The sequence below is a fragment of the Lacinutrix sp. Bg11-31 genome (genome assembly GCF_002831665.1).
GTDB lineage: Bacteria > Bacteroidota > Bacteroidia > Flavobacteriales > Flavobacteriaceae > Lacinutrix.
Genome location: NZ_CP025118.1, coordinates 1,534,611 through 1,551,361 on the forward strand (window position 1 = coordinate 1,534,611; position 16,751 = coordinate 1,551,361).

At 31.8% G+C, this 16,751-nt stretch carries 17 protein-coding genes and 1 other RNA gene; 11 read left to right on the top strand and 7 right to left on the bottom strand.

Annotated features, from left to right (window positions below; all coding sequences use genetic code 11):
- Positions 1-355: 355 nt before the first annotated feature.
- From CW733_RS06825 to CW733_RS06845, 5 genes are all read left to right on the top strand, one after another.
- On the top strand, positions 356-1,483 hold the full coding sequence (locus CW733_RS06825; protein WP_255411495.1) for an FAD-dependent oxidoreductase: 1,128 nt from the start codon (positions 356-358) through the stop codon (positions 1,481-1,483).
- A gap of 201 nt (positions 1,484-1,684) precedes the next feature.
- Positions 1,685-2,266, top strand: coding sequence for a tRNA-(ms[2]io[6]A)-hydroxylase (locus tag CW733_RS06830; protein WP_100998719.1), 582 nt, complete (start codon positions 1,685-1,687; stop codon positions 2,264-2,266).
- 190 nt (positions 2,267-2,456) lie between these two features.
- Positions 2,457-2,987 (top strand): CIA30 family protein, encoded by a 531-nt coding sequence (locus tag CW733_RS06835; RefSeq protein ID WP_100996492.1) that lies wholly within the window; start codon positions 2,457-2,459, stop codon positions 2,985-2,987.
- A gap of 187 nt (positions 2,988-3,174) precedes the next feature.
- Positions 3,175-3,564, top strand: a complete 390-nt coding sequence (locus CW733_RS06840) for a hypothetical protein (protein ID WP_157811552.1) — start codon at positions 3,175-3,177, stop codon at positions 3,562-3,564.
- Positions 3,565-3,773: 209 nt separating this feature from the next.
- Complete coding sequence (locus CW733_RS06845; RefSeq protein ID WP_100996494.1) at positions 3,774-4,157, top strand: hypothetical protein; 384 nt, start codon at positions 3,774-3,776, stop codon at positions 4,155-4,157.
- A gap of 10 nt (positions 4,158-4,167) precedes the next feature.
- Here the strand turns inward: CW733_RS06845 and CW733_RS06850 are convergent, their stop codons facing one another.
- Positions 4,168-5,379, bottom strand: a complete 1,212-nt coding sequence (locus tag CW733_RS06850; protein ID WP_100998721.1) for a peroxiredoxin — start codon at positions 5,377-5,379, stop codon at positions 4,168-4,170.
- A gap of 213 nt (positions 5,380-5,592) precedes the next feature.
- Entirely contained in the window at positions 5,593-5,883 is a 291-nt protein-coding gene (locus CW733_RS06855; protein ID WP_100996495.1) for a hypothetical protein, read from the bottom strand.
- 187 nt (positions 5,884-6,070) lie between these two features.
- On the opposite strand from CW733_RS06855, the gene pheT reads away from it, so the two are divergent.
- A complete protein-coding gene (gene pheT / locus CW733_RS06860) occupies positions 6,071-8,497 on the top strand; it encodes a phenylalanine--tRNA ligase subunit beta (protein WP_100996496.1) in 2,427 nt (808 codons plus the stop codon).
- 2 nt (positions 8,498-8,499) lie between these two features.
- On the top strand, positions 8,500-8,700 hold the full coding sequence (locus CW733_RS06865) for a hypothetical protein (protein WP_100996497.1): 201 nt from the start codon (positions 8,500-8,502) through the stop codon (positions 8,698-8,700).
- 60 nt (positions 8,701-8,760) lie between these two features.
- Here the strand turns inward: CW733_RS06865 and CW733_RS06870 are convergent, their stop codons facing one another.
- The gene (locus tag CW733_RS06870) at positions 8,761-9,357 is read right to left on the bottom strand and encodes a fasciclin domain-containing protein (RefSeq protein ID WP_100996498.1); all 597 of its coding nucleotides are present in this window, start codon (positions 9,355-9,357) and stop codon (positions 8,761-8,763) included.
- Between the two features lie 121 nt (positions 9,358-9,478).
- Here CW733_RS06870 and CW733_RS06875 point away from each other — a divergent pair, with 121 nt between their 5' ends.
- Entirely contained in the window at positions 9,479-9,718 is a 240-nt protein-coding gene (locus CW733_RS06875; protein ID WP_100996499.1) for a putative signal transducing protein, read from the top strand.
- A 141-nt stretch (positions 9,719-9,859) separates the two neighbouring features.
- Here CW733_RS06875 and CW733_RS06880 read toward each other — a convergent pair whose 3' ends face one another.
- Positions 9,860-11,482, bottom strand: a complete 1,623-nt coding sequence (locus CW733_RS06880; protein ID WP_100996500.1) for an ABC-F family ATP-binding cassette domain-containing protein — start codon at positions 11,480-11,482, stop codon at positions 9,860-9,862.
- A gap of 283 nt (positions 11,483-11,765) precedes the next feature.
- Here CW733_RS06880 and CW733_RS06885 point away from each other — a divergent pair, with 283 nt between their 5' ends.
- Positions 11,766-13,193, top strand: coding sequence for a redoxin domain-containing protein (locus CW733_RS06885; RefSeq protein ID WP_100996501.1), 1,428 nt, complete (start codon positions 11,766-11,768; stop codon positions 13,191-13,193).
- Positions 13,194-13,278: 85 nt separating this feature from the next.
- Here CW733_RS06885 and fsa read toward each other — a convergent pair whose 3' ends face one another.
- The 3 genes from fsa to ffs all read right to left on the bottom strand — a co-directional run bounded on the left by fsa (position 13,279) and on the right by ffs (position 15,168).
- Positions 13,279-13,932 (bottom strand): fructose-6-phosphate aldolase, encoded by a 654-nt coding sequence (gene fsa, locus CW733_RS06890; RefSeq protein ID WP_100996502.1) that lies wholly within the window; start codon positions 13,930-13,932, stop codon positions 13,279-13,281.
- A gap of 201 nt (positions 13,933-14,133) precedes the next feature.
- Positions 14,134-14,934, bottom strand: coding sequence for an SDR family oxidoreductase (locus CW733_RS06895; protein ID WP_100996503.1), 801 nt, complete (start codon positions 14,932-14,934; stop codon positions 14,134-14,136).
- A gap of 135 nt (positions 14,935-15,069) precedes the next feature.
- Positions 15,070-15,168: signal recognition particle sRNA small type (gene ffs, locus CW733_RS06900), an RNA gene on the bottom strand.
- A gap of 87 nt (positions 15,169-15,255) precedes the next feature.
- Here ffs and CW733_RS06905 point away from each other — a divergent pair.
- Both CW733_RS06905 and CW733_RS06910 read left to right on the top strand, forming a co-directional pair.
- Entirely contained in the window at positions 15,256-16,284 is a 1,029-nt protein-coding gene (locus tag CW733_RS06905) for a glutaminyl-peptide cyclotransferase (protein WP_100996504.1), read from the top strand.
- Positions 16,274-16,675: a thioesterase family protein gene (locus CW733_RS06910; RefSeq protein ID WP_232730407.1), complete on the top strand. Its 402-nt coding sequence runs from the start codon at positions 16,274-16,276 to the stop codon at positions 16,673-16,675. Before CW733_RS06905 ends, CW733_RS06910 begins: the two co-directional genes overlap by 11 nt.
- The last annotated feature ends 76 nt before the right edge of the window (positions 16,676-16,751 follow it).

Below are 16,751 nucleotides of genomic sequence, written 5' to 3' on the forward strand. Positions count from 1 at the left end.
TCCTTTAGTTGAAGGAAGGTGGTTTTGTATAACAAAAGCGGATGGTTTGAAGAAAAAGAGCGAAGCTTCTTTTAAAAACGCAACCTAGCAACACAGTACAAAAACTCCTCTTTCTTCAAATTCTCTATCGGAATTTAAATTCATTCTCCTCTTTTAAATAAAGAGGAGAGCCACCACATAACAAACTTTATAGAAACAGCTCTAAAACATAAGCCAAACACCAATCACACAACGCTCCTTCCTTCAGTTGAAGGAAGGTGGTTTTGTATAACAAAAGCGGATGGTTTGAAGAAAAAGAGCGAAGCTTCTTTTTTTATTAGTATTACTTTAGCCAATCACAAGTAAAACGTCCAAAATAACAACCACTTCAAGTAAGCTTCTACCAAAACTAAAGACAGACCTCCAACAACTTATGGAAACAATAAAAACAGATATACTTATTATTGGAGCTGGTTTAACTGGTTTAACACTCGCCTACTACCTTAAAAATGCAAACATAAAAGTTAAGGTTCTAGAAGCCAACAACGCAGTTGGTGGTAGAATTAAAACACAATACAACACCAACCAAGCACCAATAGAATTAGGCGCTACATGGTTAATAGACCAACAAACCAATGCTTTAGCATTATTAAAAGCGCTTGATGTACCTGTTTTTACACAACATTATGGTAACACAGCCATTTACCATCCTAACCAAAATCAAGCAGCGCAATTAGTACAATTACCTGCAAACAACTCTATAAGTTATCGTGTTGTAAATGGTACTTATTCAATTATTAAAGCTTTAGAGCAAAAACTAGATACCAATACCATTGCATGTAACCAAACTGTGCAATCTATTAAGCCGTTTACTAATGGCTTAGAGGCAAACACAAACGATACAACATACCATTGTAAGCATATTGTTTCCACGCTTCCACCATTGTTGTTTTCTAAAAGCATAACCATAGAACCTGCATTACCATTAGCTATTCAAGACCTTTTATATAAAACACACACTTGGATGCATAATTCTATACGAATTGGTTTTACTTATAAAACACCATTTTGGAAAGCCGAACGCACAAGTGGTACTATTTACAGTAGTGTTGGCATTATTCAAGAGTTTTACGACCATTCTAATGCAGGTAAAAACTTATATGCATTAAGCGGTTTTATAAATGCATCGTTTTCTAAACACACTAAAGAAGAACGAAAAAACCTAGCCTTAAAACAGTTACAAAGCTATTATGGAGATCAGGCTTTAGCTTTCGAAAGCTATGAAGAATGCGATTGGGCAAACCAGAAACACACCAATATTGCAAGCGACAGCTTTTTAATGCCACAAGCAAATAATGGTCATCCATTGTTTAAAGACATCTATTTAGACAATAAGCTATTTATTGCTGGAGCAGAGACAAGCGCTGTATTTCCTGGTAAAATGGAAGGCGCTATTACTAGTGCACAATTTGTTTTCGAAAAACTAAAACACATTTACAAATAACAGTTTTCGTTAGCTTCGTCAGTTCGAGTGATACGACTTTAGGAGTAGTGTATCGAGAACCTTCCTAAACTGTTGCAAAACCTTGTAAAACCTTAACGACTTCTCGATACAAAATTCTAAAAAAAAGAATTTCACTCGAAGTGACATCACAATTTAATCTCTATTATAATTATCTTTACCTAAAAATAGTAAACCATGAGCATGCTTCACCTAAAACTAGAAACCGACCCACGTTGGGTAACCATTGTAGAGAGTAATATTGAAGAAATATTAACAGATCATGCTTGGTGTGAGCAAAAAGCAGCTACAAATGCTATTACTATTATTACACACAATAGCGAACACGAAGAGCTAGTTACAGAGCTTTTAAAGCTTGCTAAAGAAGAATTAGAGCACTTTCAAATGGTACACGATATTATTAAAAAACGTGGCTACACCTTAGGTCGTGAGCGCAAAGACCATTACGTAAACCAATTATATAAGTTTATGAACAAAGGTGGTAGCAGACTACAAAGCTTTGTAGACCGTTTATTGTTTTCGGCAATGATAGAAGCACGAAGCTGCGAACGCTTTAAATTATTATCTCAACGTATTAACGACGAAGAACTCTCTAAGTTTTATCACGATTTAATGATTAGCGAAGCTGGACATTATACCACTTTTATAACCTTTGCTAGACAATACGGAAAAGGTATTGATGTAGATAAACGCTGGCAAGAACTTGTAGAGTTTGAAGGTGTATTAATAAAAAGTTATGGTAAAAGCGAAACTATACATGGTTAAAACACGCCTTTAAGAAAAGGAATTTTATAACATTACAAATAAGCACTTGTCATTCCTACCAAAGCAGCAACCTATTTTAATTAAGTATTGATAGTAGATTCCTGCCTTCGCAGGAATGACAAAATCGCTTTTAACTTTTTATTGAGACAAAAACCACGCACAAAGTCATAAATTTGATAAAAGCTACGCTATGAAACCATTAGCCTTAATCTTACTATTTACAACAATTATGACTTCTACTCCTATTTTTAATTTCACCAAAGACGCTAACATCTCTAATTGGCGTATTATAGACGATGTAGTTATGGGTGGACGCTCTAACGGAAACTTTGCTTTAAACAATAATGGTCACGGTGTTTTTAGTGGTGAAATATCTTTAGAAAACAATGGTGGTTTTTCTTCTCTACGTTACGATACAGAAACCATAGCCATTTCTAAACACACCAAAGTATGCATTAAGTTAAAAGGAGATAGCAAAGACTACCAATTTAGAATTAAAGCCAATAGAAAAGAACGCTACTCTTACATTACCACTTTTAAAACTTCTGGCGAATGGGAAACCATTACTATAAATTTAAAAGATATGTACCCTGCTTTTAGAGGAAGAACGCTTGACTACCCAAGTTTTGATAAAACCAATATTGAAGAATTAGCTTTTTTAATAGGAAACAAAAAGGCTGAAAGCTTTGAGTTGTTAATTGATAGTATTGAGCTAAAGTAACTGCTGTTGTTGCAAGAAAACACAGCTTAGCACTTTGTTAATAAGTACTTATATATGTCTATACAAAATCATTCGGTTTGAATTTTTAAAAACCTAACTTCGCTAACGTTTGATATAAAACATTGAAACGATTTTATATCAACGAAACATTGTGTTTAATGCCGAAAAACCACGAGCGAAAACAAAAATGACAAAAAAACGAATCGATACAAATTTGCATTATGCTCAATATATAATCGCTCGAATTATTCTTGTCGGCGGAATTGGATTTCTGATTTATAGCATTTGGACTCAAAAAGTCGTAGCTATTATCTTTTGTTCGTTATTCGTGATTTACGCTCTAATTTTAATGAAAAAAGTTTTTGACAAACCGACTGAAATTGAATTTGACGAAAACTACATTTATCTCGAAAACAAAAATGAACGGATTGAATTAAATAAGATTATTGGAATAAAACGGAATCGGATTTTATACGAATCAAACGGAATTAAAACGAAATTAAAACTGCCGAATTTTCATTTTATGGACAAAAAATGGACTGAATTAAAGAAATTAATAGAACAGAAAAAGCACTAAAACACAACACCGTATAAAAATAATTGCGGTTTAGTGCTTAATCAAAAGTTAGTTTTGTGTTTGTTGCATCTGATTTTCCTTCGGAAAATCCTCGCATACAAACCCGCAACTATTCTTATACATAAACGTTAGCGAAACCAAAAACAACTACTAGTTTCATTAGTTTGAAAGAAACATTTCAACCTATCAATTAAGACATCATTTAAAATATGAAGACTACATCTATTGTAATAATAATTATAATCCTCCTCATTAGCATCTTAGTTGTATACAAGTATAAAAGCAAAACAAAAAAACCTAAAAGCTTAAAAACTGGAGGTCTTTATACATTACAAAGTAAAGATGGCACTTATGGTGTAACTAAAATACTAGCGTTAGACGATTTTACGGTTCATGCAAGGATGTATTCTAATACATTTAATACAAAACCTACTAAGATCAATTCTTCGGAATTAAAATTTTCTATTGGTCATGCTCCTATGGCTAGAGAAGGTTTTCTAAAAGACAAACAAGAGTTATTAAAAGTAGAAAAAGTGCATGAAAGCGAGCTAGAAGGTTATCATTACTATTTAAAAGCTACAAGAATTCAATAAGTGTATTAAATTACTCTGCTAACAACTCACCAACAAACTCGGTAAACTCACTCTTAAACTCTGTAAATTTTTCACCAGTTGCAGGACCATTAAAGCCTGTGTGTATTTTACGTACTTTTCCTTGCTTGTCTACAAACACTGTAGTTGGGTAACTTAATACATGGTTAAGCATTGGTAATTTTTCTTGTGCTTTTTTCTTACTTGTCGTTCCTGTTTGCGCTAATAAAATGGGATAAGTAATATCTATTCTATCTTGTAAACGTTTTATACTTTCAAATGCTTTTTCGTTGGTTTTAGCATACTCAAAAGCTAAGGCTACAATTTCTAAACCTTGGTCTTTGTTTTGTTTGTAAAACTCTGCGTAGTATTTACTTTCGTCTAAACAATTAGGACACCAGGTTCCCATAATTTGTACTAATACTACTTTGTTTTTAAAACGCTCATCTTTTAGAGAAATCATGTTTCCGTTAGCATCTGGAAAGGTAAAAGCCAAACTATCGTAACCTTCGTTTAAATAGGTTAATGCATTTGCGCTTGGTAGTTTGTAATTAGCATTACGCTTCGCTGTAAAAGGCTCTTTCCAGTGGCTTCCAGAGTAAAAGGTTCCGTTAATAGTAGAATCGGTTACTTTACCTGTAAATAAAAAGGCATGTGCTCCATCGAATGTAGATAGTTTTAAATCTGTTCCATTAATAACACCTTCTAAAAAACGATAATCTCCAGTTTCGGTTAAAAAGGTTCCTGTTATTTGGTTTCCGTTTTGTTTAAAAACACCTTTTGCTATGTATTTGTCTGCTTCAGTTTCTGGACTAAATACAGTTTCCCAGTTTCCAGAGATATTTGCTTCAGCTTTAGCTGTAACATTAAAACGTGTGTTGCTTTTTTCAGCTTTAAAAGGCACTACTCTATCTTTACCTTCTATTATAAAGTTTCCTGTTAGTGTTTGGTCTTTAATTTTTGCTGCTAAAAGCGCTTCAAAAACTGGCATGTTTATAAATACAGAGTCGTTACGGTATTCTATTTCGTTTACTTCTATTTGTTCTTCAGCATTAAAAACAGTTAAGTTATTTGCGTCTTTTACTTTAAAAGTAAATGGTATTACTTCGGTATCACTTATTTGTAATTCTGCTCTGTAGTCTCCTAAATAAAGGAATTCTTGAGTCGAATTGTCTTGACAAGAGAAGGTTATTGCTAGGGTTAAAAGTGCTAGTATTTTACGCATGTTTTGTTTTTTATTTAAGTAATCGAAGTAACGATAAAAACCTAACAAATAAAAACGGGTTTTTAGTTTAATCCTGCTTATATGTTTTATTACATGTGTTAACCACAATTTAAATAATACAGTATTTGGCTTTTAAAATACTTACTCAAATTATAAACTAAAAAAAAGACACTACTTTCGCAATGTCTTTTTCTAAATGAATTTAAGGAAAACTTAGTTATTATCGTCCTCGTCGTCATCCTCATCTTCCATATCAAGGTCTTCTTCTTTGGTTCCTTCACCATCCAAACGCTTTAAGTCGGTTGCATCGTCGTCTGCTTTAGGTAATTTAACGGTTTCTGTAGCTTCAGTTTCAACAGTTTTAATTTCTACTTTTTCTTTTTTAACCTCAACTTCAGTTTCTACTTTTTCCTCTGTTTCTACTTCTACTTGAGCTGCAACAAATTGAGTACTTGCAAGACAGAATACTACGGCAAAAAACAATGTGATTTTTAAATGTTTCATTTGTGGGATAATTTTAAAAGGATTAATAATTTATGTTTAGTACTATTTACGTTCTCTTGAATATTTTAGACGTTTAACCTCTACTTTTTAACACTTTAATACAAACTAACGTATTGCAATAAAAAGCGTTTCTTTGGTTTTAATAAGCCGTAACTATTGTTATCTTTGCGCTCTTAAAGTAAATTACATGAAGATTTCTTACAACTGGATTAAACAATTTATAAAAACAGATTGGACACCAGAGCAAACCAGCGAATTACTAACCGATTTAGGTCTTGAAGTTGAAGGTTTAGACGCTTACCAAAGCGTTAAAGGCGGATTAGAAGGCGTTGTTGTTGGCGAAGTTTTAACTTGTGTACAGCACAGTAATGCCGATAAACTAAAGGTTACTACTGTAAATATTGGAGCTAGCGAACCTGTACAAATTGTTTGTGGAGCACCAAATGTTGCTGCAGGACAAAAAGTACCTGTTGCCACTATTGGCACTACTTTATATACTGAGGAAGGTGAAGCTTGGACCATTAAAAAAGGTAAGATTCGAGGCGAAGAAAGCTTTGGAATGATTTGCGCTGAAGATGAACTTGGTTTAGGAAAATCTCATGATGGTATTATGGTTTTACCAGAAGATACTATTGTTGGAACTGCTTGTGCAGATTTATTTAAAATTGAAAACGACCAGGTTTTCGAAATTGGTTTAACGCCAAACAGAGCAGATGCGATGAGTCATTTTGGTACTGCTCGCGATTTAAAAGCTGGTTTACAACATAAAGACATTAATTTAGAATTAATAACACCTTCTGTAAGTGCGTTTCATGTAGATAGTCGCTCGTTAAAGATAGATGTAGATGTTTTAAATAAAGAATTAGCACCACGTTATTGTGGTGTAACAATATCTGGAGTTAAGATTGCAGAGTCTCCTTCTTGGATGCAACATCGCTTAAAAGCTATTGGTTTATCGCCAATAAATAATATTGTAGATGCTACAAATTATGTATTACATGAATTAGGGCAACCTTTACATGCTTTTGATGCTGATAAAATTGCTGACAATAAAATTGAAGTAAAAACCGTTGCTAAAGGCACAAAATTCACAACCTTAGATGGTGTAGAACGTGAGTTACATGAAGACGATTTAATGATTTGCGATACTAAAAAACCACTATGTATTGCTGGTGTTTTTGGTGGACTAGATTCTGGAGTGTCTGAAAACACAACAAAAATATTTTTAGAAAGTGCTTTTTTTAATCCTGTAAGTGTTAGAAAAACAGCAAAACGCCATGCTTTAAATACTGATGCTTCTTTTAGATTTGAACGTGGTATTGATCCAAACATTACACAATATGCTTTAAAACGTGCTGCTCTATTAATTCAAGAAGTTGCAGGTGGTGAAATTACAAGTGATGTTTCTGATGCTTATTCTAATAAAATTGAAGATTTTCAAGTACATATTACTTTCGATAAAGTAACCAAACTTATTGGTCAAGAAATTGATAAAGAGACTATAAAAAGTATCTTATCTTCTTTAGAGATTAAAGTTAATAATGTTACCGAAACTGGTTTAGGTTTAACCATTCCTGCATACAGAAATGATGTACAGCGTGAAGCAGATGTTATTGAAGAAATACTTCGTGTGTATGGTTACAATAATATTAAAACCACAACGAAGCTTAATGCGTCGATTTCTAATTCTTCTAAATTTGAAGATCATAAAATACAGAATGTTGTTGGTAACCAATTAGCTGCACAAGGTTTCTATGAGATTATGGCTAATTCGTTAACTACACCTAATTATATAGCACTTAGCGATCAATTAAAAGAAGAGCATAATATTACAATGCTTAATCCATTAAGTAATGATTTGTCTGTAATGAGACAGTCGTTATTATTTTCTGGACTAGAAGCAGTATCATATAATATAAACAGAAGACGAAGTGATTTAAAGTTTTTTGAATTCGGAAAAACATATCACGATTACAGTGGTACTCGAGAAGAATATAAACACTTAACGCTTTTTGTTACAGGAAATAAAACGCAAGAAAGCTGGGCTACACCGCAACAAAAAGGCGATTTCTTTTACTTAAAAGGAACTATTGAAGCTGCTTTAGAACGTTTAGGCGTTTCACGTTACAGAGTATTACCTACAAAAAATGATGCCTTTGCAGAAGGTATACAATACAGTCTAGGCAAAACGGTTTTAGTAGATTTTGGAATTGTAAAAAACAAAATCACTAAGCATTTTGATATTAGTCAAGCCGTTTTATTTGCCGATTTTAATTGGGATAATATTATTGAAGTTGCAAAACGCAACAAAATTAAATTTACAGCTATTCCTAAATACCCAGAAGTTAGACGTGATTTCGCTTTATTATTAGACAACAAAGTAACGTTTGAAGATATTCACACCATAGCAAAACAAACCGAAAAACAACTACTTAAAAACGTAAGCCTATTCGATGTTTACAAAGGTAAAAACTTGCCTAATGGAAAAAAGAGTTACGCAGTTAGCTTTATGTTTCAAGATGAGCACAAAACACTTACAGATAAAGTAGTCGATAAAATAATGAATAAGCTTCAAAACAACTTTGAAAGTAAATTAGGAGCAGAATTAAGATAATTATGGAAACACAAAATAATCGAGCGCCACAAAAAAGCACATGGAGTTTAATCTCTGGACTATTATTTTTAGGTCTTGGAAGTTATATTGTTTATAGATACTTTTTTGAAGAGGAGACAATCTCGGTATTAAGACTAGTACTATCTATTGCCATGATTTGTTATGGAGCCTTTAGACTCTATAATTATTTAAAAGCAGAATAAAGTAAACGCTCTAATTTCTTCTTCTATTAGCGCTTTAATTTTTAATTAAAGAAGCCTAGTCTATTGAGGTATTAATACAGAATCTATTATATGCACAAAACCATTACTTTGTTGCTTATCTGGGCTTTCTATTAGTATAGCTTTTTCTCCTTCGATTGCAAATATTCCTTGTTTAATAAAAACAGTAATTACACCTCCACTTTTAGCCTGAAACTTAGCTTTACCTCTATTTTTAGTGATATTTTCAGACATTTTAGTAGAGCTAACGCTTCCCAAAATAACATGATAATTAAGGATATTAGTAAGCTTGTATTTGCTTTCTGGTAACATTAAATTTTCTAAAGTTCCTTTTGGCAATTTCTCGAAAGCTGCGTTTGTAGGCGCAAAGAGCGTGAAACGAGTTTCTGTAGAAAACTCCTCGTCTACTCCTGTTGCTTTTAGTAATTTTAAAAAAGTAGAATGTTCTTTTGAATTAGATAGGAATGAAATAATGTCTGTTTGCTGCGGCATTAAAGAATCTAAAATTACTTCTATTTTATTTTCATCTTTATCAATATTTTGTGCATTCACAATTATTGAAAAACCAAACAGCAATAACAATATTCTATATTTTAATTTTCCTACACCACTCATCTCGTAACTTTTTAATAAACTCATACATAAGATACAAAATAAATAGGACTTTAGATCTCTTAAAATAATCTTAAACTACATTATCTATTGTAAGTTTATCCTTATTATTTCGTATATTTAAGTATAACCTTTAAACACAATAGTTATGACAGATTCAGAATACATAAAAATTTACACAGGTGGAACTATTATTGTTCAAGTAATAAAACAACGCTTAGAAGACGAAGGTATAAATCCAATAATTAAAGACGAAACAGAGTCTGGACGTTTAGCTGGATTTGGTACTGCGTATGTAGGGCAAGCAGAAATATACGTTCATGAAAGCGAAACAGATGTTGCTACACGTATAGTAGAAGCAGTTCGTGGCGAAATGGAAACTAGTTAATTTTCAATCGCAGTAAAAAAAAAAAAACAGTTGCTGCTCAGTTAAAAACAAAAGCCTCAAAAATCTAAGATTTTTGAGGCTTTTGTTATATTAAAAACTTGTTTACAATAAACTGTTGACCGAAGGCTACTTACTAAAGTACTACTTTACAGAATACATTTTCTCTCTAAGCTCTTTAATCTTAGCATCTTGCATGTAATCATCGAAAGTGCTGTATTTATCTATAACTCCATTTGGTGTTAATTCTACCACTCTATTACCTACAGTTTGCGCAAACTCATGATCATGAGTAGTAAACAATACTGTGCCTTTAAAATTCTTTAAAGAGTTATTAAAAGCAGTAATACTTTCTAAATCTAAGTGGTTTGTTGGTTCGTCTAACTGTAGAACGTTTGCTCTAGTCATCATCATACGAGACAGCATGCAACGTACTTTTTCTCCTCCAGATAATACTGTAGATTTTTTAAAGGCCTCTTCACCACTAAAAATCATTTTACCTAGGAATCCACGAATATTTACTTCTTCTCTTTCTTCTTCTGTTTGAGCCCATTGACGTAACCAATCTATTAAGGTTAAATCGTTATCAAAAAAGCCACTATTATCTAAAGGAAGGTAAGATTGTGTTGTTGTAACTCCCCAATTAAACTTACCTGAGTCTGCTTTTTGGTTATTATTCAATATTTGATAAAAAGCAGTCGTTGCTCTAGAATCTCTAGAGAATATAACCACTTTATCTCCTTTGTTAAGACTCAAATCGATGTCTTTAAATAAAACGTCGTCATCTAATGTAGAAGTTAATCCTTCAACATTTAATATTTGATCTCCAGCTTCTCTATCGCGTTCAAAAATAATAGCAGGATAACGACGACTTGTACGTCTAATATCTTCGATATTAAGTTTATCAATCATCTTTTTTCTACTGGTAGCTTGCTTACTTTTGGCAACGTTAGCAGAAAAACGACGAATAAACTCTTCTAACTCCTTCTTCTTATCTTCAGCTTTCTTGTTTTGTTGTGCATGTTGTCTTGCAGCTAATTGAGAAGACTCGTACCAAAATGTATAGTTCCCTGAGAAGTGCGTGATTTTACCAAAATCGATATCACTAATATGTGTACAAACTGCATCTAAAAAGTGTCTATCGTGCGAAACAACAATTACACAATTATCGTAATTTGCTAAAAAGTTTTCTAACCAAGAAATAGTTTCGTAATCTAAATCGTTGGTAGGCTCATCCATAATAAGTACATCTGGATTTCCAAAAAGCGCTTGTGCTAATAACACACGTACTTTTTGTTTACCATCAAGATCTCCCATTAAAGAATAGTGATAATCGGCATTAATCCCTAAATTAGATAGCATTGCAGCTGCATCGCTATCTGCATTCCAACCATTCATTTCTTCAAATTGTACTTGAAGTTCTCCAATTTTCTCTGCATTAGCATCTGTATAATCTGCGTACAATGCATCGATTTCAGACTTCAGTTTATATAAAGGTTGATTTCCTTTTAAAATAGTTTCTAAAACCGTGTCTTCATCATGCTTGTTGTGGTCTTGTGTTAAGACAGACAAACGTTTTCCTGATTCTAAGTGTACATTTCCAGAATTAGCATCTTGCTGTCCAGAAATTATTTTTAAAAACGTTGATTTTCCAGCACCATTTGCGCCTATAATTCCGTAACAATTTCCATTATTAAAGGTTGTATTTACTTCGTCGAAAAGTATTCTTTTACCAAATTGTACTGAAAGATTTGAAACTGATAACATCTATTCTATTTATTTTTATCTCAGAAAATTTTTATTCTATTTTTAATCTAAAAACTTATAAACCTAGTGCTATTTACTCCTTGACATAAAAGCGTTTGCAAGTTTTTTGCAAAAGTAAATAATATCTTCGGTTTTAGAAAACAAATACACTGTTATATATGTTTCACAACACCTTTAAAGTTAAGTAATTAACTAATTTTATATTCAATTTAACAACGCATTAACACCTCTATTCAATTTCAAAACATATTTTTGTTTATCTAACTATTGCGTGTGCTTATTTATGAAATCTAATTTTTTATTTCTTATTGTAATATTAGTGGCATCTACATTTTCTTGTAAAAAAGACAAGGAAGATGCTTCTTTTAACAAAGCATATATTGGAGGTGAAATTATTAATCCTAATAGTGATTATATAGTTATTATGCAATCTGACATCACGCTTGATACTGTAAAGCTCAATCATCAAAATAGATTCTCTTATACTTTAAAAGATTTTGAACCTGGTTTATATGGCTTTTTTGATGGCAGAGAATTCCAAAACTTCTTAATTGAACATAACGATAGTTTAATGCTACGTCTAAACACTTTATATTTTGACGAGTCTTTAGTATTTACAGGTAATAGAGCAAAAGAGAACAATTTCTTAATGGAAATGTATTTGTTAAATGAAAAAGAAGATAAAAAAATTCTTGATCTAGGACAAAAAACAGCTAAAGAGTTTGACAGTATTTACAGAGCATCAAGAGATTGGAAGTTAAGAAAACTAGAAAAAATAAAATTAAAAAATGAAACCTCTTCTTTATTTAATGAAATTGCCGAAGCAAGCATTAATTATGAGTATTATGCACACAAAGAGCTCTATCCTTTAGCTAACTATAAAATATCCGAACTAGATGCTTTTAAAAACCTTCCAAAAGATTTTTATAATTATAGGGAAAATATAGACTATAACAATGCAACCTTAAAAGATCATAGTCCATACCTTTCCTTTTTAAGATTTCATTTTAATAATATTGCTTTACAACAGCACTTTACACATTCTAAAGACAGCACTTACAACAAGTTAGACCTACATTACAACCTTGATAAGCTTGAGCTTATAGACAAAAGAGTAAGTAACGAAGACATCAAGAATAACCTATTAAGTTTTGTTTTAGGTCAATTTATTAACGTCTCTAAAAACACCGAAGATTACGACGAAATGCTACAAGTTTTTAAAGCAAAAAGCACTAATAAAAAAGACATAGAGGTCGCAGAAGAATTTGTTAATTCTTACAAAAGGCTAAAACCAGGAAATAAAATTCCACCAGTTAAATTACTTAATAAAAATAACAAGGAAATTAGTCTTTACGAACTAATTAAAAAGCCGACTATTCTCTATTTTTGGTCTAAAAAGTATAAAAATCATTTAATTTCTTCACATAAACGCATAAAAGAGCTAAATGTAAAATATCCTGAATTTCAGTACATCGCTATCAATGTAGACTCTCTTTCTTATCAAGAACAGGTAAATATTTTAAACCGTTATGATGTTAGAATTTATAATGAATATCGCTTTAAAACACCAAAACAATCTAAAGAAACACTTACAATAAAACCAATACAAAAAGTGTTTATTATAAATAAAAAAGGAGAAATTATAAATGCCAAAGCCAATATGTTTGGTATAGGTTTCGAGCAAGAATTATTAGGGATCTTAAACCAATAACTTTACATCCTTATAAAAATAAAAAAGTTCTGAAAATTTAAATTTTCAGAACTTTTTTTATGCACTAAATTTATAAACAATAAACCTAGTTTCCTTTTTTATAATCTGCTAAAAACTTAGCTAAACCAATATCTGTAAGTGGGTGTTTAAGTAAACCTTCGATAGAACTTAAAGGACCTGTCATTACATCTGCGCCTAACTTAGCACAATCTATAACATGCATTGTATGGCGAACAGATGCTGCTAGAATTTGAGTATCGAAAGCGTAATTATCATAGATATGTCTAATCTCTGCAATAAGGTTTAAACCATCTGTAGAAATATCGTCTAAACGACCAATAAAAGGAGATACATACGTTGCTCCTGCTTTTGCTGCCAATAATGCTTGACCTGCAGAAAACACTAAAGTTACGTTTGTTCTTATTCCTCTATCGCTAAAATATTTACATGCTTTAATACCATCTTTAATCATAGGTAATTTTACAACGATTTGTTCGTGTAATTCGGCTAATGCCTCACCTTCTTTTACCATACCTTCAAAATCGGTAGCAATAACCTCTGCACTTACATCACCCTCAACAAGATTACAAATCTTTACGTAATGTTTTAAAATATTATCTGTTCCTGTAATGCCTTCTTTAGCCATTAATGATGGGTTTGTAGTTACGCCATCTAAGATTCCCATATCTTCTGCTTCTTTAATTTGCTCAAGATTGGCTGTGTCAATAAAAAATTTCATATTAAATATTTAGTTGTGTTTATTATTTGGGCGTTACCTAAAGGTCAGGCTATACGCTATATCTTTTTTGCTTCAAATAGCAAAAAAGGATGCCGCTTCTATCCTTAACGCGCTACAAAGTTACAATTTAACTTAGGCTACAAGAAAAAATGATATGAAATGATATTAACAAAAAAAGATTTCTTAAATAAAACCTGATACTTACAGCTTATAATGATTAATCAGCATCTTCTCATAAACCTTATCAGGCAATAAAAACTTTAAAACTATAGAGAATTTCTGCATAAAAGCACCAACCTTATAATGTGTTCTTGGTTTTTTAGTATTCACAACTTTTAAAACCATTTTGGCAACAGCAATTGGATCGCTACTATTATCAACATGCTCATCGATATCGCTTAAAACACTTTCATATTTTTTATAAGGAGAGTTATTTTTTAAAGGAGCATGATAACGTCCAGCAGCAATATTGGTAGCAAAATCGCCAGGTGCAATATTAGTCATATTCACATTAAAATCTTTTAACTCAATTCTAAAAGCTTCGGTTAATAACTCTAAGGCACCTTTACTTGCACTATAAATGCCACGATATGGCAATCCCATAAATCCAGCAATAGAAGTAATATTAATTATCAATCCACTATTCTGCTTTCGCATTTGCGGTAAAACAGCCTTAATAACGTTTATTGGTCCAAAGAAGTTAGTGTCGAAGTTGTTTTGTATTTCGGCTTCAGGAATTTCTTCAATTGGTCCAGTTATTCCTACTCCTGCATTATTAATAAGGATGTCTAGTTTTCCTTCGGCAGCAATTACTTCCGCAACAGCGTTATTAATAGTAGTTACATTTTTTACATCTAAACCTACAATTTTAAAAGGATGGTTAGTATATTTCTCTGGACTTCGGCTTGTACCATAAACAATAAAACCGTGTTGCTTTAAATATTCACCAATAGATTTTCCTATTCCGGAAGATCCACCTGTAATTAATATAACTTTAGACATATCTTATAAATTTAGAACTTAAAATTTAAAATACAATATACTTAAATAATGATATTTATTGTTTTTAACGAGAGTATATTAAACTAAAAAATCCTGATTAGCCAAGGCTTTCAAGATTTGAGTTTATTGCATAAAAAAAGGCAAGCTACCTACATCACACTGCTACGACCATTTACCTTTGCTTCGTTCCCGACCTGGAGGATTCAACAGGAGCTAGTTGTGTAGGACTTGCCGCTGCAAAGATACAATCTTTTAATATTATCACAATCATTTTTTAAACCGAATTTTAATAAATATCTTGCTTAAAATTACAAGAATAAAATGAACGTATTTAAACACCTAATTATCATAATTTTAGCTACAACTCTATCTAACTGTGGAGACAGTTCTGCTAAAAAAAACTTTGGCATTTCTACAAATGCAACCAATAATACTATTGCTTTAGACCAAGAATTAAAGCTTAGTATTCAAAATCCAAAGAAATTTAAAATAGAATCTGTTAGTTACACCTTGGATGGTAAAGACATTAATGAAGCTACTATTTTAACAGATTTTAAGCTTGGAAGTCATGATATTACTGCTACAATAACCTACGATGGAGAAACAGAAACTGCTACTCAAAATATTTCAATTGTAAGTAATACGTCTCCAAAGGTATTGGGTTACGAAATTATTAACACCTATCCTCACGATATTACATCTTACACACAAGGTTTAGAGTTTTACAATGGCGAATTGTACGAAAGTACTGGTCAAAAAGGAGAAAGTAAGTTGCGTAAAGTAAATTACAAAACTGGTGAAGTGCTTAAAAACGTAGACTTAGCCGATAATTATTTTGGTGAAGGACTAACCGTTTTAAACAACAGTATTTACCAATTAACGTGGTTAAGCGGCAAAGGCTTTGTGTATAATGCAGATACTTTTAAACGCACTAGTACTTTTAAATTTGGAAAAAGCCAAGAAGGTTGGGGAATTTGCAACGATGGAAAAATGCTTTATAAAAGTGATGGTACCGAAAAAATATGGTATTTAAATCCTGAAACTTTAGTTGAAGATGGTAATATACAAGTCTATACAAATAAAGGTAAAATAGGAAAGCTTAATGAGCTAGAATGGATAAACGGAAAAATATACGCTAACATCTACCAAAAAAATGGTGTAGTAATTATTAATCCAGAAAATGGAGCAACTGAAGCTGTAATAGACTTTTCACCTTTAAAAGAACGTGTAACTAAACATAAAGGTTTAGATGTTTTAAATGGTATCGCATACAACCCAGAAACACAAACTATTTTTGTTACTGGTAAGCGTTGGGATAAATTGTTCGAGGTAAAAATTATTGAAGATTAGTTTGCAAGTTTTTACTCAAACCCTAATAGTAGCCAAAGAAGATCTAGACGAACTTAATCACGTTAATAACGTACGTTATATCGATTGGGTAAATAATATTGCTAAATCGCATTGGCTAGAAAAGGCATCAAAAAACATTACTGATAATTATTTTTGGGTGTTATTATCGCATACAATCGATTACAAAAAACCTGCTTTTTTAAACGACGGATTACTACTAAAAACATACGTTACAAAAGCAGAAGGTGTTACTTCTATAAGAATAGTAGAAATTTTAAATGCGAAAACAAATATCCTTTTAGCAAAATCTGAAACTAAATGGTGTTTTATAGATTCTAAAACATTAAAACCAACTCGTATTACTGAGGAAATTAAAAAGCTATTCAGTTAATAAATACCAATACATACTAAAACATAAATCCAAAAGTTATATTTTAGTCGCTTAAAGCGAATACATTTAATTACAC